This is a genomic window from Rahnella sp. R3(2024) (genome assembly GCF_042920125.1).
Lineage (GTDB): Bacteria > Pseudomonadota > Gammaproteobacteria > Enterobacterales > Enterobacteriaceae > Rahnella > Rahnella rivi.
In genome coordinates this window covers 2,502,432-2,523,119 of record NZ_JBHGBU010000001.1, presented here as the reverse complement: position 1 = coordinate 2,523,119, position 20,688 = coordinate 2,502,432, and the positions used below count along the sequence as shown (strand labels likewise).

At 55.7% G+C, this 20,688-nt stretch carries 19 protein-coding genes; 5 read left to right on the top strand and 14 right to left on the bottom strand.

The features are described from left to right. The first annotated feature begins 2 nt into the window (after positions 1 to 2). Complete coding sequence (locus tag ABSH60_RS11430) at positions 3 to 914, top strand: pyridoxamine 5'-phosphate oxidase family protein (protein ID WP_390974010.1); 912 nt, start codon at positions 3 to 5, stop codon at positions 912 to 914. Positions 915 to 916: 2 nt separating this feature from the next. Here ABSH60_RS11430 and ABSH60_RS11425 read toward each other — a convergent pair whose 3' ends face one another. The 7 genes from ABSH60_RS11425 to yihU all read right to left on the bottom strand — a co-directional run bounded on the left by ABSH60_RS11425 (position 917) and on the right by yihU (position 9,404). Then, positions 917 to 1,270 carry an MmcQ/YjbR family DNA-binding protein gene (locus tag ABSH60_RS11425; protein WP_390974008.1) on the bottom strand — a complete coding sequence of 118 codons (354 nt, stop codon included), beginning with the start codon at positions 1,268 to 1,270 and terminating at the stop codon, positions 917 to 919. A 77-nt stretch (positions 1,271 to 1,347) separates the two neighbouring features. Then, positions 1,348 to 2,763, bottom strand: a complete 1,416-nt coding sequence (locus ABSH60_RS11420) for an MFS transporter (protein WP_056776083.1) — start codon at positions 2,761 to 2,763, stop codon at positions 1,348 to 1,350. A gap of 46 nt (positions 2,764 to 2,809) precedes the next feature. After that, positions 2,810 to 4,195, bottom strand: coding sequence for a glycoside-pentoside-hexuronide (GPH):cation symporter (locus ABSH60_RS11415; protein ID WP_390974006.1), 1,386 nt, complete (start codon positions 4,193 to 4,195; stop codon positions 2,810 to 2,812). Positions 4,196 to 4,252: 57 nt separating this feature from the next. Beyond that, positions 4,253 to 6,289, bottom strand: a complete 2,037-nt coding sequence (locus tag ABSH60_RS11410) for an alpha-glucosidase (protein ID WP_390974004.1) — start codon at positions 6,287 to 6,289, stop codon at positions 4,253 to 4,255. A 63-nt stretch (positions 6,290 to 6,352) separates the two neighbouring features. Beyond that, positions 6,353 to 7,594: a sulfoquinovose isomerase gene (gene yihS, locus ABSH60_RS11405; protein WP_390975743.1), complete on the bottom strand. Its 1,242-nt coding sequence runs from the start codon at positions 7,592 to 7,594 to the stop codon at positions 6,353 to 6,355. A gap of 15 nt (positions 7,595 to 7,609) precedes the next feature. Beyond that, positions 7,610 to 8,485 carry a sulfofructosephosphate aldolase gene (gene yihT, locus ABSH60_RS11400; protein WP_390974002.1) on the bottom strand — a complete coding sequence of 292 codons (876 nt, stop codon included), beginning with the start codon at positions 8,483 to 8,485 and terminating at the stop codon, positions 7,610 to 7,612. Between the two features lie 22 nt (positions 8,486 to 8,507). Beyond that, positions 8,508 to 9,404: a sulfolactaldehyde 3-reductase gene (gene yihU, locus ABSH60_RS11395; protein WP_390974000.1), complete on the bottom strand. Its 897-nt coding sequence runs from the start codon at positions 9,402 to 9,404 to the stop codon at positions 8,508 to 8,510. 171 nt (positions 9,405 to 9,575) lie between these two features. Between yihU and ABSH60_RS11390 the strand changes: the two genes are divergently transcribed. Then, positions 9,576 to 10,472, top strand: coding sequence for a PfkB family carbohydrate kinase (locus tag ABSH60_RS11390; RefSeq protein WP_390973998.1), 897 nt, complete (start codon positions 9,576 to 9,578; stop codon positions 10,470 to 10,472). Between the two features lie 35 nt (positions 10,473 to 10,507). Next, complete coding sequence (locus ABSH60_RS11385; protein ID WP_390973996.1) at positions 10,508 to 11,293, top strand: DeoR family transcriptional regulator; 786 nt, start codon at positions 10,508 to 10,510, stop codon at positions 11,291 to 11,293. Between the two features lie 45 nt (positions 11,294 to 11,338). Here ABSH60_RS11385 and ABSH60_RS11380 read toward each other — a convergent pair whose 3' ends face one another. The 3 genes from ABSH60_RS11380 to ABSH60_RS11370 all read right to left on the bottom strand — a co-directional run bounded on the left by ABSH60_RS11380 (position 11,339) and on the right by ABSH60_RS11370 (position 14,143). Beyond that, complete coding sequence (locus ABSH60_RS11380; RefSeq protein WP_056776067.1) at positions 11,339 to 12,532, bottom strand: amino acid aminotransferase; 1,194 nt, start codon at positions 12,530 to 12,532, stop codon at positions 11,339 to 11,341. Positions 12,533 to 12,800: 268 nt separating this feature from the next. After that, on the bottom strand, positions 12,801 to 13,433 hold the full coding sequence (locus ABSH60_RS11375; RefSeq protein ID WP_056776065.1) for a YitT family protein: 633 nt from the start codon (positions 13,431 to 13,433) through the stop codon (positions 12,801 to 12,803). 245 nt (positions 13,434 to 13,678) lie between these two features. Continuing rightward, the gene (locus tag ABSH60_RS11370) at positions 13,679 to 14,143 is read right to left on the bottom strand and encodes an Lrp/AsnC ligand binding domain-containing protein (RefSeq protein ID WP_390973993.1); all 465 of its coding nucleotides are present in this window, start codon (positions 14,141 to 14,143) and stop codon (positions 13,679 to 13,681) included. A 144-nt stretch (positions 14,144 to 14,287) separates the two neighbouring features. Between ABSH60_RS11370 and ABSH60_RS11365 the strand changes: the two genes are divergently transcribed. Then, entirely contained in the window at positions 14,288 to 15,067 is a 780-nt protein-coding gene (locus ABSH60_RS11365; protein ID WP_390973991.1) for a transporter substrate-binding domain-containing protein, read from the top strand. 3 nt (positions 15,068 to 15,070) lie between these two features. Here ABSH60_RS11365 and alr read toward each other — a convergent pair whose 3' ends face one another. Beyond that, positions 15,071 to 16,150, bottom strand: a complete 1,080-nt coding sequence (alr, locus tag ABSH60_RS11360; RefSeq protein WP_056776058.1) for an alanine racemase — start codon at positions 16,148 to 16,150, stop codon at positions 15,071 to 15,073. Positions 16,151 to 16,256: 106 nt separating this feature from the next. Then, complete coding sequence (gene dnaB / locus ABSH60_RS11355) at positions 16,257 to 17,663, bottom strand: replicative DNA helicase (RefSeq protein ID WP_056776056.1); 1,407 nt, start codon at positions 17,661 to 17,663, stop codon at positions 16,257 to 16,259. A 193-nt stretch (positions 17,664 to 17,856) separates the two neighbouring features. Here dnaB and ABSH60_RS11350 point away from each other — a divergent pair, with 193 nt between their 5' ends. Beyond that, a complete protein-coding gene (locus tag ABSH60_RS11350) occupies positions 17,857 to 18,840 on the top strand; it encodes a quinone oxidoreductase (RefSeq protein ID WP_056776054.1) in 984 nt (327 codons plus the stop codon). A gap of 379 nt (positions 18,841 to 19,219) precedes the next feature. Here ABSH60_RS11350 and pspG read toward each other — a convergent pair whose 3' ends face one another. Together pspG and dusA are read right to left on the bottom strand one after the other, a co-directional pair. Further along, on the bottom strand, positions 19,220 to 19,456 hold the full coding sequence (gene pspG / locus ABSH60_RS11345) for an envelope stress response protein PspG (RefSeq protein ID WP_056776051.1): 237 nt from the start codon (positions 19,454 to 19,456) through the stop codon (positions 19,220 to 19,222). A gap of 191 nt (positions 19,457 to 19,647) precedes the next feature. Then, positions 19,648 to 20,658, bottom strand: coding sequence for a tRNA dihydrouridine(20/20a) synthase DusA (gene dusA / locus ABSH60_RS11340; protein WP_056776049.1), 1,011 nt, complete (start codon positions 20,656 to 20,658; stop codon positions 19,648 to 19,650). Positions 20,659 to 20,688: the final 30 nt, after the last annotated feature.

Below are 20,688 nucleotides of genomic sequence, written 5' to 3'. Positions count from 1 at the left end.
CCATGAAAAGCCCGTTCCATACCGGCGAACTTCAGGCGCAACAGCTGGCCGGTTTTGACGTCGTCGCGCATGGGATCCGCGAGGCAATGCCGGAGCAGCACCAGCTGTTTTTCGCGGCGCTGCCTTATCTGTTTATCTCAACGCTGGATGACAACGGCTGGCCGGTGGCGACGCTGCTGAGCGGACCGGCCGGTTTTATCCGCACGCCGGATAACGGACATTTGCGGGTGAATGCGCCGCGACGCACGGACGATCCGGCGCTGGCGGCATTACAGCCGGGAAAACAGATCGGCGCGCTGGGGATCGACTTTTCCAACCGGCGGCGCAATCGGGTGAATGGCAGGATCGGGCGCATGGATAAAAATCGGATCGAGATCCTGGTCGATCAGAGTTTTGGTAACTGCCCGCAGTATATTCAGATCCGCACGCTGACCGATGTGCCGGTCACTCTGCCGCTGCCCGCACGGGAAGAGATGACGCAAGCGGATGCCGACGCCCGCGCGCTGATAGCGCGTGCTGATACTTTTTTCATCGCCAGCCACGGGCACGACGGCGCGGATGTCTCGCACCGCGGCGGTCAGCCGGGATTTGCGCATCTGGTGGGTAACCGGCTGTGGGTGCCGGATTTTCGGGGTAACAAGTACATGAACACGCTGGGAAATTTACTGTCCGAACCCCGCGCCGCGCTGCTGTTTATGGATTTCGATAACGGCGATATTTTGCATGTTCAGGGCACCACGCAGATCCACTGGCAGCCGCAGGAGATCCCCGGCCCGGCGGGCGCAGAACGCTACTGGACGCTGGATATTACCCGTTTGTGGCGTTTTCGCGCCGCGTTGCCCTGGCGCGCTCACGCGGTGGAGTACGCACCCACCACGCTGAAAAGCGGATTATGGCCCGCCGCTGCACCCTGAAGTCAGATGCCTAACTCGTGGCGAACGGCTTCCGGCAAACCGGAGACGACCAGCTGGTAGGAGCCGTCAATCAGATAATAGAATTGCGAATCCGGCAGCGAACCGTCGAGATAGACCGTGTTCCAGTGGGATTTATTAAGATGATCGCCCGGCACGATTTCCGGGTGTCGGGTGCGCAGCTGTTCGGCCAGTTCCGGGCTGGTTTTCAGCGAAATCGCTTCGCGCCCGTCAATTTCACACACCATGGCAAACATCGCCTCGCCCACTTTTACCTGATTTGCACCGCGCTGATTTTCGACGCTTTGTTCTGCACCGGGCTTTGCCATGCAGTATGTCAGCAGTTCCGAACTGGTCATGTTTAGGTGTCTCCTTGTAACGTGATGGCTGGGGGGGATAAAAATGCCCTCGGTTAACCATAGCAAACCTGAACGCGTTACAGGCTCAGCACTGACGTCTTTTCTGTTTCAATAGCAGGTTCGGGCATCTCCCCCTTTTTGCGCGCACTGATTTCCTGAATGATTTTGGCAAAGCGCGCTTCATTGAGTGTGTAAAATACGCCCATAATGATCGCCGCACTGATAGCCAGTGCACAGGGCCAGAGAAATATCAGCGTGCGCAACCCCAGCAACGTCTGGCTGCTTTGCACCGCATGAGGGATGTAACCGATGTGCGTCAGCATGATCCCCGGCAGGAAACCGGCGAGCGCAGCAGAAATTTTGCGGGAGAAAGTATAGCCGGTGTACACCGACCCTTCGGCGCGGATGCCGGTTTTCCATTCGCCGTAATCCACCGTATCCGGCACCAGCGCCCAGTTGAGGCTGTTGACGAAGGCGGTGCCAAAAAAGGCCATGCAGGAAAACAACACGAAAGAGAGTGAACTGGTGCCCCACAGGAAATTCATCACATCTCCCGCCGCCCACAGCCCTAACCCGCCCATGTAAACCTGTTTTTTGCCAAACCGCTTCACCGCGCCGGGGACCAGAAGCACCCCGAACAGAATGCAGCCCATGCTGAAAAAACCCATCCACGACAGCAAACCGATATCGTTGAGAACGTACTGGGTGTAATAGACCTGGATCGCCAGTTTGATGTTGAAGGCGGCCAGCGTGCACAAATTGGCGATGCACAGTACCAGCAACGGCGGGTTGTGGAAGATGGCGCGAAAGGATCGCAGAATGCTGGGCTGATGCCCTTCCGGCGTGATCGTCACGTAGCGCTCTTTTACGCCGCTGTAACACCACCACATGCAAAACACGCCGCAGGTGGCGAAGATCAGCGCGGCGATAAGGTATCCCAGCGAAGGCGACTGGCTGAACAACGCCTGCACAGGCATAAATCCGACCGTACACAACAGTAAACCCAGCGTTGCCCCGCCCTGACGCCACGCGGCAAGCTGCGCGCGTTCATGGGATTTTTTGGTCATGGCCGGAACCATCGCGCCGTAGGAACAATTCATCAGGCTGTAGAACAGGCCGAACAACATAAACAGCACGGTGGCGAGCGCCGTTTTCACCGGCAGACTGAAATCATTCGCCATGAACTGCGCCGTCGCCACCAGCCCGACCGGCACCGACGCATAGAGAATGAATGGCCTGAACTTTCCTCTGGCGCCGGGGCGACGGCGTGAATCGAGCAACACGCCGGTCAGCATGTCAGTAAAGGCGGTGAAGAACTTCGCGACTAAAAAGATCACCCCGCCATAGAACGCCGGCATCCCCAGTTCATCGGTGTAAAACTTCAACAGATACAAGGTGCCGATGCACAACATCAGGTTTGAGCCAAAATCGCCCATTCCGTAGGCGCACTTCTCACGCAGCGTCAGCGGATCATCGGAGTGTAAATGCGTCATAATCGATCCTCATTGCGCCCGCAGGCGCGCCATTCTGTTGAGTGAATTACGCCTGACGTTTTCGGTTTTCTATTTCAGCAACGATGCGCACGTACATTTTTTCGTTGAGGTTATAGAAGCAGCCCATCGCCACAATGGTGATCGCCGCCAGCGCACAGGGATAGATGAAGATCAGCTGGCGCAGCCCTTCGCGGGTCCCCGCCGACTGCACCACGTTAGGCACATAACCGATCTGCGTCAGCATCCAGCCTGGGAAGAACCCGGCCAGCGCCTGCGACACTTTGCGAAAGAAGGTGAAACCGGTGTAAACCGTGCCTTCCGAGCGCACGCCGGTGCGCCATTCGCCGTATTCCACGGTGTCGGATACCAGCGCCCAGTTGAGGCTGTTCACAAACGCCGAGCCAAAGAATGCCAGGCAGGAGAACGCCACAAAACTGACCGACCCGCCGCCAAAGAAGTAGTTGAGAACGTCGCCAATAATCCACAGCGCCAGCCCGCCGATATAGACTTTTTTCTTGCCGAACCGCCGCACCGCGCCGGGCATCATAAACACGCCGATGAAAATGCATCCCATACTGAAAAAACCCATATAGGAGAGCAGGATAGGGTCATTGAGCACGTACTGCGTGTAATACACCTGAATCGCCAGTTTGACGTTGAACGCTCCCAGCGTGCAGAGATTGGCGATGCAAAGAATGAACAGCGGACGGTTACCGGCGATGGCGCGAAAAGACGCCAGCAGCCCCGGCTTTTGCGCTGAACTGGCGGGCTGCGCCTCGACATACCGCTCTTTTACCCCGGCATAGCACAGCCACATAAACAGTAATCCCACCAGTGAAAACAGCGTGGCGGCGAAGATATAACTGCGCTGCGAATTGCCTTCCAGCAGATTCATCACCGGTACAAACCCCACCGTACACAACAGCAGGCCCAGCGTTGCACCGCCCTGCCGCCACGCCGCCAGTGAGGCGCGCTCGTCCGGATTTTTTGTGATGGCAGGCACCATCGCGCCGTACGAGCAATTCATCATGCTGAAGAACAGCCCGTACAGCATGAAGAGCACCGTCGCCACCACCGTTTTACCGGTGATCTCAAACGGCGTGCCGACGAAATTGGCCACCGCCAGTAAGGTGACCGGGAACGCGGCGTACAACACAAACGGGCGGAACTTGCCTTTCGGGCCGATATTACGCCGGGAATCCAGCATGATGCCGGTGCCCATATCGGTGAAAGCCGTGAAGAATTTGGCAATCAGAAAGATGATGCCGCCGTAGGTGCCCGGTAATTCCAGCACATCGGTATAGAATTTCAGTAAGTACAGCGTGCCGATATCCAGCAGGATATTGGAGCCTAAATCCCCCATCCCGTACGCCAGTTTTTCTTTGAACGGTAAGCGCAGGGTGGCGGGATCAGCAGTGCGGGTCTGACTCATTATGCTTCTCCTTGTGCCGCCGGTACCTGATCACAGCGCACCGGCGGGTGAGCCTTATCAGATATGCCGGAAACCACTGAACAGCGCTGCCCACTCGCTGTCGGCACGGTAAAATACCGGCGGTTTGCCCAGCGGAGCATCGACGGTTTTCTCGCCGCCGTGGCAGGTTTCCCCGGTCCACAGGTTGATCCAGGTGTCCTGCGGCAGATACAGCGACCACTCGCGACGCCCTTCCTCATACACCGGTGCCACCAGCAGATCGCGGCCAAACAGATACTGGTATTTCAGCGAATAGGTGTGCGCATCGTCTTCGTAATGCAGGAACAACGGACGCATCACCGGCAGGCCGCGCTGGGCGTTCTGCGCCACGGCCTGTTTGATGTAAGGTTTCATGCGGGTGAAGACGTCCGTCATGCGTGCAAAATGCGCAATGGTGTCGGCATCGCCGTCAAACTGCCAGTTATCTCCCGGACGGTTGCCTTCGTGGGTGCGCATCATCGGCGTGAAGGCGCTGAAATCGCACCAGCGCAGCAACAGCTCTTTGCTGCGTTTCATTCCGAACAGGGTGGTATAACCGCCGATGTCGCTGTGATGTAAGCCGTGACCGCTCATCCCCAGAGAGAGTGCGGCAGGCACGACGGACGCCAGCCCATCGTCCAGACTCCAGTCCACGTTCTGATCGCCCGCCCACATCATCACCGAGTATTTCTGGCTGTGGGTGTAGCCGGCGCGCATGAAGAACAGGATTTCGCCGAGCTTGCCGGTTTCCTGCAGCGCCTCGTAGTTACACTTCGCCCACAGTGCGGGCCAGGCGTTGTGCATGATTTCTGCGCTGACGCCGTTGTGCAGGAAGGTATCGGTCGGCAGATATTCGCCAAAATCGGCCATCCAGCCACCACAGCCCAGTTCAATCAGGTTCTTTTTGATGATGTTCTTAAACCAGTCATAGGCCGCCGGATGGGTCAGATCGACCACACCGGCGTAAAACTCACCGAACTCGACGTGGTAATCCGCACCGCTGGCATCTTTGGTGAGATAGCCCTTTGCCGAGGCTTCTGCGCACAGGTCACGATCGCTGGCGACATACGGATTGATGTACGACAGAAATTGCACGCCCTCTTCTTTCCACCGGCTAATACGCTCGTCGAGTTGCGGGTACAATTCGCGGCTCCATTTCCAGTTCCACATCACGCGCTTACCAAAGGACGTCATACGGATCCCGGACCAGTCCTGCGCCCAGATGCCGTTGACCTTCACGCCGCCGTCGCGCATGGCATCGAGTTTTTGCTGGCAGACGTCGGTGCCGCCCTGAATGCCCAGCGTCACACCATCAAACACCCAGTCCGGTAATTCAGGCTGTCGCCCCAGCAGCGCCGTGAGTTTTTCCAGCAGGCTGATGTAAGTGTCCGCACACTCAAAAATCAGCGTCGCGTTGTCTTCCCACATCGCCAGCTCGTGATATTCGGGCGCGCTGAAATCGAAATTCATGTAGCAACTGTTTTCGACGTGGCAATAGTATTTTTGCGTGCTGACGAACGTCGGTTGCGGGAAGAAGGTCCAGTAATAATCGCCCCCGGCATTCTCTTTGCAGTCCGCCTGCCAGGTGACGTAAGTCTGTTTGTTGCGCCCGACGCCCTGCTCGCTGGTCCACAGCGGGAAAGGCTTTCCGCGCAAGTCGAAGTAGGAGAACTGCTCGCCACAGCCGTAGATATGATCTTCCGCCTGCGCCGCCAGCCGCAGCCAGATGCGGTTGTGCGCCCGGTCCTGGTTTTGCAGCGATATCCGCAAACGGCCACGCTCATCGCAGGTGACGTGAAGCGTCGCAGTGAGCATGTTTGTGCGGCTGAAATGGAACAGCCAGCCGTCTGACTGAGGAGTCACCGTCACATCGCGCAGGGCGATTTTCTCGTTCAGACGATCTTTAATACTGAAATTGCCGCGAAACATTTCAATATCGGCTTCTCCGCCGCCAATCCATAAGCAGGGTGCATCTGGCGTATGACGCAGAATAAGCCGGTGTTGATATACCAGCGAAAATTCATTATTACCCGCCGTTAATTCAAGATGAGAAAGGGTATTTTGTAGGGTACTCATGGTGAACTCCGTCTATTTTTTTATGTCATCAATGCGTTCAGGAATTTATATTTTTCGCTGTTTTTATTTTGCATTAATGTCCAGCAAACCTGCGGCCACGGCGGGAGCCAGCCCCGGCGCAAGTGGCAGCCGTGGAATAACCAGACAGTGGAGCAGATGATATATATCCTGTTTGCCGTCCCAGACTTTGGTGGTGACGCGATTATCGGTATCCAGCTCCTGCCACCACGAACCGTTCTCATAGTCGATTAAATAAGTGATGCAGTATTCCCACCATGTCTGATACCAGGATTCATATTGCGTATCGCCGGTGACGCAATACAGCGCATAGGCGGTGCCCATCGCTTCGACGATCGGCCAGCGAACCCGTTCACGTACAATCGGTTGGCCGTCCCAGCCGACGGAATAGACAAAGCCGTCGGCGCCGTCCGGCGCCCAGGCATCACGAAGGGTCGCGTGGAACAACCCTTTGGCATCTTCCAGCAACCAGCCCGGAGGCGTTTCAAAGCGGGCTTCCAGCGCGGCATGAAGATGCAGCATCAGACGCCCCCATTCGATCCAATGGCCCGGCGTGCCGCCATAGGCGCGGAAACGGTGCGCGGGATTATCCTGGTTGTAATCCCGGATCGGATTCCACTGCGCATCAAAGTGCTCGTTGACGCGGTACTCGCCCTTTCTGGCGACGTCATGAATGATCACCGAAGCAATTCTCAGCGCGCGATCCAGCCATTTGCGATCGTGGGTGACGTCGTAAACAATCAGGAAGGCCTCGACGGCGTGCATGTTGGCATTGCCGCCACGGTAATCTTCCGTCTGAGTGAAAGCTTCATCCCACGACTCGAGACACATCTGTTCGTCTTCACTCCAGAAGTATTTTTCAATCACACCGATGGCCTGATCGAGTAATTTTCTGGCGTCGGGGTGGCCGGTAGTGACCGCGCTGGCCGCGCCCAGTAACACGAAGAAATGCTGATATCCCTGCTTCGACGCGTCTGCCACGCCTTCATCATTTACGCAGGCGTACCAGCCGCCATATTCTTTATCTGCCAGCGCACCGTTGAGGGCGCGGATACCGTGATCCACCAGCGAATACGCGCCGGGACGCCCCATGCCCGCGGCAACCGAATAGACGTGCAACATGCGGGCGGTGATCCACAAATGCGTGCCCATATCTGCCCGGACTTGCCCGTTATTTCCCAGCCAGCCAAAGCCGGTGGGCACGGCCGCCTGTTTGCCGAAATCAAAGATCCGGTCGGTTTCCTGCTCCAGCCAGCGATTGTGGCTCAACGTATTAAACCATTTCATCATTCAGTCCTCTGGTTAGCGGCGGGCCATCATTTCATCAACAATCTCGCCAAGGCGTTGCAGCTTAGGCGCGGAGATGTCACGCAGCATGAGCCCGGTATCCGGCAACCCCACAACCGATGACCACACCGCGCGCCCGGCGAGAAAACCGGATGCGCCAGCCGTCATCGCCACGCTGACCGCGCGCGGGAACAGCTTTTCATCAACGCCCGATGAGAGGATCACCCACGGCATGCTGATCTGTTCATTCAGCTTGCGGGAGGCGGCGAGCAGTGCCGCCTGTGGGCCGTTGCCGTGCAGTGGCATTTCCACTTTGTAGAGATCGGCTCCACTGTCGCCGAGTTCTTTTGCGGCATCGATAATCGCCTGTTCGCGGTCAAAGTGATCGCCACGACGCGGCGGCCTGACCACCGGTTCGATAATGCTCAGCAGGCCATGGGCGTGGCACAGATGATTGAAGTCTTTCACCATGTCCAGACGCTGTTGCGGATCTTCATCGCTGCGCCACAGCACCAGTAACTTCAGGGCTTTGCCGCCGTTATCGCGCACAGCCTGCGCATCCACCTGCCGGTCGATCTCCACGCTGTCCACAGGAATGCCGTTGCCGGGAATAAATGCGTCGGCGGCGACGATGGTGGCGCAGCTCTGCGCGACGGCCCGTTGTTCGACCACCTGCCGGTAACAAAACTGCTGATCGACCAGAATGGCCGACGCGAAAGGCGATAAGATTTTGGCGGCATTCACTTTGAAATCAGTCAGGGTCTGATCGGCCACCGGCGGCTTCGCGCCTGCCGTCACGAACATTGAGCGCATCGCTTCCCGCTGATCGACAGCCAGCATGGCAAAACCACCGGAAGGCCGGGCGATGTCTCTGAGGGTGTAGTTATTCATTCATCTTTCCTTTGTTAAATCATTACTGTGTGGATTTTTGAGTGAGTCCGGCGCTGGTGCGTACCTGCTCGAGAATGGCGGTCCAGTCCTGACGACCGCGCCCTGCGGCACGCGCCTGGTTGTACACTTCGCGGGAAGCGGCACCGAGCGGCATCGGCACGTGAAGCTGGTTTGCCACGTCGAGCGCGATCCCCAAATCTTTGTGGGCGAGGTCAATCATGAAGGCCGGTGACAGGTCACCTTTCAGGACTTTATTCGGCCATGTGGTGGTGAAATGGCCTTTGCCGGCGGGTGTGCCGCTCATCACCTGCAGGGCAACATCGAAGGAGAGATCCAGCGCTTCGCACAGCACGGCGGCTTCGGCGGAGAGCGCATTCAGCGCAATACTCATGTAGTTGTTGATCAGTTTGACGCGGATGCCTTTGCCCGGACCGCCCGCATTGATAAGCTCCGACCCCATCGCCATCAGCACCGGCGTGGCGCGTTCAACCTGTTCCGGCGTGCCGCCCGCCAGCAGCAGCAAGGTGCCGGCAATGGCGTGATCGGACGTTCTGCCCACCGGCACATCCATCATGCTGAAGCCTTTCAGACGCATCTCGCCGATCAGGCTGTCGGTGTGCAACGGATGAATGGTGGACATGTCGATCACCAGCGCAGACGGCGATAAAGTTTCGCAAACCCCGCCTTTCGCAAATAAAGCCTCGCGCACCAGATCGCCGTTGGGCAGCATGGTGATCACGAATTCGGCGTCCTCTGCCGCCTGCGCGGCGCTGCGACAGCCGCTAGCCCCCTGCTTAACCAGCACTTGCGTCGCCTGCGGGTTCAGATCAAATACCCGCAAGCTGTGCCCTTTCTTGATCAGATTGCTGGCCATCGGTGACCCCATCTGCCCCAGACCAATAAATGCGATAGTTGCCATGCACGTCTCCTTTTCAATGACAGCGGGTGTCATTTTTTGATTATCGGCGATGTTGTTATTTGTCTTTTTTTGATCGTATTTGTAATTTCAAGTCAAAAAATTGACAGCCATCACTTTTTTAACAATTGGCTTAATTAAAATAAATCCACCAAAAATGCTTAAGGAATAGCCATGATTCGTATTGCTTGTGTCGGAATTGCCGTGATGGATCGCATTTACTGCGTGGAGAATTTACCGTCGGAAGGGGGGAAATATGTCGCTCAAACCTATGCCGAAGTAGGCGGCGGTCCGGCTGCCACGGCGGCGGTAGCGGCGGCAAAACTGGGTGCACAGGTGGATTTTATTGGCCGCGTGGGGGATGAAGACACCGGCCACCGGCTGCTCGAAGAGCTTGAATCTCTGGGGGTAAATACCCGTTATGCCCTGCGCGTTAAACAGGCCAGGTCATCGCAATCTGCCGTTCTGGTGGATGCGCGCGGCGAACGCATCATCATCAACTATCCCAGCCCGGATCTGCCGCAAGGCGGTGAATGGCTGAACGATATCGATTTTTCGCAGTGGGATGTGGTGCTGGCGGATGTGCGCTGGCATGAAGGCACCAGGCAGGCGTTTACTCTGGCGCGCAACGCCGGTGTGATGACGGTACTGGATGCCGATGTCACGCCGCAGGATATTTCGGCGCTGGTGGCATTGAGCGACCATGCGGCTTTCTCCGCACCGGGTTTACAGCGGCTGACGGGCAGCAGTGATGCAGAAAGCGGGCTCAGGCATGCAAAAACGCTCACAAACGGACAGGTGTATGTCACCCATGGCGCAGACGGATGCTTCTGGTGGGAAAACAACAGGCTGCATCATCAGCCAGGATTTCGCGTAGACGTCGTGGATACCACCGGTGCGGGAGATGTGTTTCATGGCGCGCTGGCGATAAGCCTCGCGCAACACCGGCCTGCGGCGGAGGCTGTGCGGTTTGCCAGCGGCGTCGCGGCGCTGAAATGTACGCAGCCAGGCGGGCGGGCCGGTATTCCCGACTGTGATCAAACCCGGTCTTTTATGTCACTTTCTGTATAGAATACGACTCAGACGCTCATTTTAGGGGTATGGCTATGAGTCTTACTGAACTGACCGGTAACCCGCGCCACGATCAGCTGTTAGCACTGATTGCTGAACGCGGTTACATGAATATTGAAGAGCTGGCAGCGCTGCTGGACGTCTCGACGCAAACCATCCGTCGCGATATCCGCAAACTCAGCGAGCAGGGATTAGTGAGCCGCCATCATGGGGGCGCGGGCCGGGCGTCGAGCGTGGTCAATACCGCCTTTGAGCAGCGGGAAATTTCCTGGACGGAAGAAAAGAAAGCCATCGCCGAAGCGATTGCCGATTACATTCCCGACGGTTCCACGGTGTTTATTACCATCGGCACGACCGTCGAGCAGGTGGCGCACGCCCTGCTCAACCACAGCCATTTGCGCATTATCACCAACTGTCTGCGGGTCGCGCATATTCTGTATAAAAATCCGCGCTTTGAGGTGATGGTTCCGGGCGGCACGCTGCGTCCGCACAATGGCGGGATTATTGGCCCGTCCGCCACGGCGTTTGTCGCCGGTTTCCGGGCGGATTATCTGGTCACCAGCGTCGGCGCGATTGAGAGTGACGGCGCATTGCTGGAGTTTGATGTCAACGAGGCCAGCGTGGTGAAAACTATGATGGCGCATTCCCGGCATATCTTGCTGGCGGCGGATCACACCAAATATCACGCCTCGGCCGCGGTAGAAATAGGCAATGTCTCGCAGGCCACGGCGCTGTTTACCGATGAACTTCCGGGTGCCGGGCTGCTAAAAGTGTTGAAAAATCATCAGGTGGAAGTGATTAACGTCAGTTCTGCGGAATAAAAAAAGGCCGACATCTCTGTCGGCCTTTTCGAAGTATGACGGGAATTATTGTACGGCAGCGAAGGCTTCAGCGACCTGTTTCACGTTATGGTGATTCAGGCCAGCCATGCAGACGCGGCCACTGGCGATCAGATACACACCAAACTCTTCGCGCAGACGCACCACCTGCGCTTCGCTGAAACCGGTATAACTGAACATCCCGCGCTGTTGCAGCAGGTAATCAAAGTTACGGCCCGGCAGCGCCGTTTTCAGGGTATCGACCAGCGTGTGGCGCATTTCCAGAATACGGGTCCGCATCTTCTCCACTTCGGCTTTCCACTGGGCGTTCAGCGCGCTGTCACTCAGCACTTTCGCCACCACTTTTGCACCGAAATTCGGCGGGCTGGAGTAGTTACGGCGCACGGTTGCTTTCAGCTGGCCCAGTACACGGCCTGCGGCGTCGCTGTCTTCACACACCACGGATAACCCGCCCACGCGCTCGCCGTACAGGGAGAAAATTTTCGAGAAGGAGTTACTGACGAAGCAGTTTACGCCCGCAGAGGCCATCGCGCGGATGGCGTAAGCGTCGTCGTCGATGCCCGCACCAAAGCCCTGATAGGCGATGTCGAGGAACGGGATCAGCTCGCGCTGTTTGGTGACTTCAATCACCTGATCCCACTGCGCCGGCGTCAGGTCAGAACCGGTCGGGTTGTGGCAGCACGGATGCAGCAGCACGATGCTTTGCGCAGGCAAGGTGTTCAGACGTTCGATCATCGCGGTGAAATTCACGCCCAGCGTCTGCGGATCATAGTACGGGTAGGTGTGAACTTTAAAACCCGCGCCGGCAAAAATGGCCACGTGGTTTTCCCAGGTCGGGTCGCTCACAAACACTTCAGAATTCGGGAAGTAAAACTTCAGGAAATCAGCGCCGACTTTCAGTGCACCGGAACCGCCGACGGTCTGAATCGTCGCGATACGCTGCTGTTTCAACGCCGGATGTCCGGCACCAAACAACAGTTCCTGAATGCCTGCGCGGTACGCGGTCAGACCTTCCATTGGCAGATACACTGACGCGGCCTGCGGCCCGGCGTTCAGCTGATTCTCTGCATTTTCCACCGCCGCCAGTTGCGGAATAATACCCTGCTCGTCGTAATAAAGACCGATGCTCAGGTTCACCTTGTCTTGTCTTGGATCGGTCTTGAAGCTTTCCATCAGCGACAAAATCGGGTCACCGGCATAGGCATCGACATGTTGGAACACGGTATAGATCTCCTTGGTTTGGTTAAGTAGCGCGGCGATCTCACGGCCGGAGCGGCGGATCAACACTGTTTCACAGACTATCAAAGTTCGTTAAAGAAAATGACAACTATGTTGGCATTTTTCAGGCACGCCCCGCATATAAAACCGCCCGTTCGTCTGAGATGCTGTTGGGCTCACATAGACCAGGATCATACTGACACCTCAGCGACCGGAGCATCTCAACATGGCGCAGCCCTCAGAACCCTGCGCCCTGTTTGTCTCAATGTGGTCAGACGCTGTAACGCCCCGGACGGTGGTTCATCGCAATGATCAGATTGACGATCACCGCGCCCAGCACCGAGGCAATCAGCATTTCATAGCTGACGACAAACAGCGAAGCGAGCACGATGCAGCAGTCCACGCCCATTTGCAGTTTACCGGCGCGGATGCCGTATTTGTCCTGCAGAAACAGCGCCAGAATGTTCATGCCGCCGAGGCTGGCTTTGTGGCGAAACAGCACAATGAAGCCGATGCCCATGATCACGTTGCCAAACAGCGTGGCGTAGAAAGGTTGCAGATGATCGAAATGAACAAACAGCGGATGGAGATCGGAGAAGACCGAAACCATCGCCACGGCGGCGAAAGTTTTCAGGGTGAACTGCAAGCCCATGCGGCGAAAAGACAGATAGTAGAAAGGAAGGTTGATGATAAAGAAGGCCGTGCCGAATGACACTTGCGTCAGGTAGTGCGCCAGAAACGCCATGCCTGCCGTGCCGCCGGTCAGCGCGCCAACCTGGCGCAGCATCACCACGCCAAACGACACCATCAGCGTGCCGATCACTATCGCCAGCACGTCTTCTGTCACGGTGTGCGTGGAGCCTGGTTGTTCCACCGGCTTTTCTAAACTGTCGAGACTTGCCATAAATACCCATTTCCCCAAAGAATAATCACTAAAGTCGTTTTAGCGATAATTAAGGAGATACGCGAACAAGGCAATATTCACGCACGGAATTTGCATTAAAAATCGAAAATAAGATTTTTAGTGGCGTTAATTATTCTTTACATGCACAAATTGCGCATTTTAATTAATAATTATGCACCACGAAAGTGAAGATGCACCAAAATAAATCACCATAACAGTGCGGGGAAAATAACCATTTGCGAATTTCACCCTAAGGTTAATAAGCCGTTTTCTTTTAGGCGGTTAAGCACAACTGACGTTTTTACATGGGCGACACTTTTATGCACAGAAAGGATCTGGCTTATCAACGTGCTTAAACCGGCTAAATCTTTCACCGCGACTTTCAGTAAATAGTCGGCATCTCCGGTGGTTTTGTAGGCATCGATAATGGCGTCCACGTCGCCCAGCATGCTGTGAAATGCCTCGACCTGCGCGGGCAAGTGATTGATTAACCGCACTTCGATAAGGCCTATCATCCCAAGCCCCACCGCTTCCGGTGCAAGCCGGGCGTGATACCCGAGGATCATCTGCGCCTGTTCCAGGCCGATACGGCGGCGTGAGCATTGCGAGGCAGATAATCCCACCAGCTCGCTGAGTTCCTGATTGGTCAGTCTTCCGTTGGCTTGTAATAATGTCAAAATTTTCAGGTCGTAATCATCAATGCTGTACATGGCACCTTTCCTGTCATTATATTTTTTGTCTGTGATGAATTTCAGTTGCAAAGACTATACCCACGTAAATACTTATCGGCTGTTTTTTCTTATACTTGCGCAGATTAATTGCAAACAGAATGATTTCATCGCAAGGACAGAATAATGAAAAAGATCTTCACCCCTCTCGCCCTGCTCGCCCTTTTCCCCACGCTGGCAATGGCAGACGCCACATCCTCACATCTTGAGCGCGTTATTCAGAAAGGCTCGCTGAATGTCTGCACCACCGGCGACTATAAACCCTATACCTTTTTGAAGGAAAACGGCCAGTACGAAGGCATTGATATCGCCATGGCGGAATCGCTGGCGGCCAGTCTGGACGTGAAAGTGAACTGGGTGCCGGTCACCTGGAAATCACTGATGGATGAGATGACCGCCGGGCATTGTGATATCGCCATGGGCGGGATTTCGGTCACGCTCAAGCGCCAGCAGAAAGCCTGGTTCGCCAACGTGCTGGATCAGGATGGCAAAATTCCGCTGGTGCGTTGTGAAGACGTGCGTAAATATCAGACGGTCGCCCAGCTGAATACGCCTTCGGTTCGCCTGATCGAACCGGCGGGCGGCACCAATGAAGCCTTTGTTCACAGCCATCTGCCAAAAGGCTCGCTGACACTCAGCGACAACGTGACCATCTTCCAGAAGCTGGTGGATAAGAAAGCGGACGTGATGATCACCGATGCATCCGAAGCGTTGTACCAGCAAAAACGCTATCCGAAACTGTGTGCGGTGAATCCGAAGAAGCCGCTGCAATATGGCGAGAAAGCCTACATGTTGCCGCGTGATGATGTGAGCTGGAAGATGTATATCGACCAGTGGCTGCACCTGAGTAAAGCCACCGGCGACTATCAGAAGGTTGTCAGCCAGTGGCTGGCGGTGAAGAAGTAAGTCTTAATCACCGATGTACTGGCGGGTAACGCGTTCGCTCAACTGAGTGATAAGCTCGTAAGCACTGATGCCGGTGGCCGCAGCAACGCGCTCCGCCGGTAACGCTTTGCCCCAGAAAATCACCTCATCACCGACGTTGTCCGTGGCTTGCGGCCCTAAATCGACGGTGATCATATCCATCGAGACACGTCCGGCAATCGGCACAATGCGGCCATTCACCAGCACCGGCGTGCCGTTGGGTGCGCTGCGCGGATAACCGTCGCCATACCCCATCGCCACCACGCCAAGGCGGGTGTCACGCTCGCTGACCCAGGTGCTGCCGTAACCCACCGGCTCACCGGCGGCATGTTCACGCACGGCGATCAGGCTCGACGTGAGCGTCATCACCGGCTGTAAACCAAAATCACTGGCGTCACCGGTTTCCATGGGCGACACGCCGTAAAGGATAATACCCGGACGCACCAAATCCAGATGCGACTGCGGCCACAGCAAGATCCCACCGGAGGCCGCGATGGATTTCAGCCCCGGTTTGCCTGCGGTAACGTCCGTGAAACAGCGCATCTGTTTCGGTGTGGCATCGCTTTGCTGCTCATCGGCGCGGCAAAAATGGCTCATCATATTCACCGGCTGAACCACGTTCTGACAGGCAGCCAGACGCTGATAACACGCATCGGCCTGCGCCGGCTGAACGCCCAGACGGTGCATACCGGTGTCAATTTTCAGCCAGACGTTGAGGGGCGCGGTCAGTTGCGCGTTTTCCAGCGCCTCGATCTGTTCGTGACTGTGTACGGCGGTATGCAACTGATGCTCCACCAGAAGCGGCAATTCGCTGGCGGAAAAGAAACCTTCGAGCAGCAGAATGGGTTTCACAATCCCGGCCTTACGCAGCGATAACGCTTCACTGAGCCGGGAGACGCCGTAAAAATCGGCGTCCTGCAAGCTGTGCACCGTCTCCAGCAGACCGTGCCCATAAGCGTTTGCTTTCACTACCGCAACCAGGCGACTTTGTGGTGCCAGATGACGTACCCGTTGCAGATTGTGTCGCATAGCGCGGCGATCAATGACAGCCGTAGCCGCTTTCATTTTGAGTCCTTTGCATGAAATTGAGATTTTTTGATAGCCGGGTGGAGAACCAAACCCACCTGACCTCCCCATGTGAACGGGGAGGGATAAATTCAAAACCGGGAGGTTAATCCTCGTCGTATTGCGGTCCACCGTAATTGTCGAAGCGCGACCACTGGCCGTTAAAGGTCAGGCGGACGGTACCGATCGGGCCGTTACGTTGTTTACCGAGGATGATTTGCGCAATGCCTTTCTCTTCACTGTTATCGTGATAAACCTCGTCACGGTAGATGAACATGATCAAGTCGGCGTCCTGCTCGATGGAGCCGGATTCACGCAAGTCGGAGTTGACCGGGCGTTTATCGGCGCGCTGCTCCAGGCTTCGGTTCAGCTGCGACAGCGCCACCACCGGCACCTGCAACTCTTTCGCCAGCGCTTTGAGCGAGCGGGAGATTTCGGCGATTTCCAGCGTACGGTTATCGGACAGTGCCGGAACGCGCATCAGCTGGAGATAGTCGATCATGATCAGGCTCAGGCCGCCGTGCTCACGGAAAATACGTCGCGCACGCGAACGGACTTCGGTAGGCGTCAGGCCGGAGGAGTCATCGATATACATGTTACGTTTTTCGAGCAGAATGCCCATGGTGCTGGAAATACGCGCCCAGTCTTCGTCATCAAGCTGACCGGTACGGATTTTGGTCTGGTCGACGCGGGAAAGCGACGCCAGCATACGCATCATGATCTGGTCGCCGGGCATCTCAAGACTGAAGATTAACACCGGTTTATCCTGCATCATCGCGGCGTTTTCGGCGAGGTTCATCGCAAACGTGGTTTTACCCATCGACGGACGCGCCGCCACGATAATCAGATCCGATTTTTGCAGACCGGCGGTTTTCTTATCGAGATCCGCATAGCCGGTAGACACACCGGTCACGCCGTCGTGCGGGCGCTGGAACAGTTCTTCGATACGGGAAACGGTGCTTTCCAGAATGCGGTCGATGCTTTTCGGGCCTTCGTCTTTACTGGCGCGGCTTTCGGCAATCTGGAATACGCGGGATTCGGCTAAATCCAGCAGGTCTTCGCTGCTGCGGCCCTGCGGATCGTAACCGGCATCGGCAATTTCATTGGCGACGGAAATCATTTCGCGCACAACGGCACGTTCGCGCACGATATCCGCATAAGCGCCGATGTTGGCCGCACTTGGGGTATTTTTTGAGAGTTCTGCCAGATAGGCGAAACCGCCGACCGAGTCCAGATCCCCTTTTTGCTCAAGAGATTCAGACAGCGTAATCAGGTCGATCGGTTTGCTCATTTCCAGCAAACGCTGCATTTCGGTAAAAATCAGACGGTGCGGCCTGCTGAAGAAATCATTGCTGACCACGCGCTCGGCGACGTTATCCCAGCGTTCGTTGTCCAGCATCAGCCCGCCCAGAACGGATTGCTCTGCTTCCAGCGAATGCGGCGGAAGCTTGAGGCCTTCCATCTGGCGATCGCGGGTTTCGTTCTGTTGATAGGTCGGTTTTTTTGCTGCCATCTGTGGGTTACTTCCTGCTCTAAGCGCCTGTTTTGTGAGCGTCGGGCCTGTGAAAAACCAAAGCCAGACTAGCGCGTTAGTATAGGTTGTCATGTCTCATTTCAAAAGGGTATTAACCCGCTGTGCCTAAAATCTGGATTGTCCCCGGCATTTAGCCTAGGGTTGAAATCAGACTCCATCACGAGGGAAAAGCATGGCAAAGCGCATCCAGTTTTCTGAAACAGGTACACCCGACGTTCTGCAATATGTTGATTATCAGCCACAAGACCCGCAGGCAGGTGAAGTGCAGGTCGAAAACAAAGCCATCGGCATTAATTATATTGATACCTATGTGCGCAGCGGCCTGTATCCGCCGGCCAGTTTCCCGGCCGGATTAGGCACCGAAGCCGCTGGCGTGGTCAGCAAAGTGGGCAGCGGCGTGACCGGCATCCAGCCGGGCGATCGCGTGGTGTACGCGCAGTCTGCGCTGGGCGCATACAGCGAATTCCATAACGTGCCGCAGGAAAAAATCGCCCTGCTGCCGGAAGCCATCAGTTTCGAGCAGGCGGCAGCGTCCTTTTTGAAAGGGCTGACGGTGTATTATTTACTGCGCAAAACCCACGAAGTGCAGGCCGGGGAAACCATTCTGTTCCACGCCGCAGCCGGTGGCGTTGGGCTGATTGCCTGCCAGTGGGCAAAAGCGTTAGGCGTGAAGTTGATCGGTACCGTGGGGTCTGACGAGAAAGCGGAACGCGCGAAACAGGCCGGTGCCTGGGCAACGATTAATTATCAGAAAGAAGATATCGCCACCCGCGTGGCAGAACTGACTGACGGCGAAAAAGTCGGGGTAGTTTACGATTCCGTTGGCAAAGATACCTTTGAGAAATCACTGAACAGCCTGAAACGCCGCGGTTTGCTGGTGAGTTTCGGCAACGCCTCCGGCCCGGTAAAAGGCGTGGATCTGGCGATCCTCAATCAGAAAGGTTCACTGTTCGTCACGCGCCCTTCCCTGAATGGCTACGTGACTAACCGTGAAGAACTGGCCGAAGCCAGCAGCGAGCTGTTTTCACTGATCGCCAGCGGCGCGATAAAAGTGGACGTCAGCGACGCGCAAAAATTCCCGCTCTCCGAAGCCCAACGCGCGCATGAAACGCTGGAGAGCCGGGTGACACAAGGATCGAGCTTACTGATCCCTTAAATGCAAAAAAGGCTTCCAGAATATGGAAGCCTTTCTTACTGTCTGATCCAGACGACCTCTGATGTCAGACGGGTACTGCCGTAGGGTACTGCCAGGTAAATCCGAAGGGTGGTGTCACTTAAGCGACTATTGTGTACCTCATCGGACTTGATGAATTCAGCTTATGGCCTGCTGACCACGTATGAATGTCATCCTAACAGTCACCCATGTTAAAAAATATGATTTATAACTTTTGACCGCACTTTCTGATCCAGCTTGTGATCGCTAGCACATAAGCAAAAGTTATTGATGCAACAGTTACATTTTTTTGCGCTCAAAACACAGCCAGCAATCATCATGATTTCATGCGGTTACAATAACGACTAATTAGAAATTGTTATCAGGGTAAGCGACGGCGGCGGTATTTTGGCTCATCCGCACGGAAAAATGCCCGGTAAATCCAGACCGCGACCACGGCCAAAACCAACCATGGCAACATTTTAATAACAATCGCCAGGAACCCGCCGAGCATCATCAGCGCAAACGCGACAATCAGTGCGGCAGCCATCCCCAGCAAAGACACGCCGGTCACCATCAGCACAAAGAAAAAGCCAAGCACAAAGAGAATTTCCAGCATCGGGTGCTCCTTAATAAGCGAAGGGTGTTAAGACCTGTTGTCAAAACCCTGATCACTATTACAAGAAACGTGCCAACAGGCTATGAAAGATAATGCATTGAAATATAAGGAAGAGAATATCCCGCAGGCGCGGACGGCCTGCGGAAAGATAGTGATTTTGACTAACAGATAGTGATTTTACTCACCCGTTTTCAGGCCTGCGCCGCGACTTCCTGCTGCTGATGAGCCACCATCTGCAACGCCTGTTCCACCACATCAATACCCGCGCCTGCTTTATGCGCATTCTCGCTGAGATGGCGACGGAACTGACGCGCACCCGGCACGCCCTGGAACAAGCCAAGAATGTGGCGGGTAATGTGGCCGAGATAGGTGCCTTTACTCAGCTCCGCGTCGATATACGGATACAGCGCACGGATGATGTCCGGCCCGGTTTTCAGCGGTGCATCAGAGCCGAACAGCTCGCGATCGACGTTCAGCAACATGCCCGGATTCTGGTAAGCCTCGCGACCGACCATCACGCCATCCATAAATTGCAGGTGCGTTTTGGCTTCTTCAAGGGTTTTGATGCCGCCGTTTACCGCCATCGTCAGATGCGGGAAATCACGCTTGAGCTGATACACACGCGGGTAATCCAGCGGCGGGATTTCACGGTTTTCTTTCGGGCTGAGGCCGGAAAGCCAGGCTTTGCGCGCATGGATAATGAACGTATCGCAGCCACCGTTTTCTGATACCTGACGGATGAAATCACACAGGAATTCGTAGCTGTCCTGATCGTCAATGCCAATGCGGGTTTTGACCGTGACCGGAATAGAAACCACGTCACGCATGGCTTTAATGCAGTCGGCGACCAGCGACGCCTGCCCCATCAGACAGGCACCAAACATACCGTTTTGTACGCGATCCGACGGGCAACCAACGTTCAGGTTAATCTCGTCATAACCGCGCTCTTCCGCCAGTTTCGCACAATGCGCCAGATCAGCCGGATTGCTGCCGCCAAGCTGCAACGACACCGGATGTTCAGCGTCGCCAAACCCGAGATAATCCCCTTTACCGTGAATAATCGCGCCGGTGGTGACCATTTCGGTGTACAGCAGCGTCTGGCCGGTCATCAGCCGGTGAAAATGGCGGCAGTGACGATCGGTCCAGTCGAGCATCGGCGCAACGGAAAAACGCTGGGCGGAAAACGGAGTAGTTTGGGGCATTGCGTGTTGAGTTTCTGACATCGACCTGAC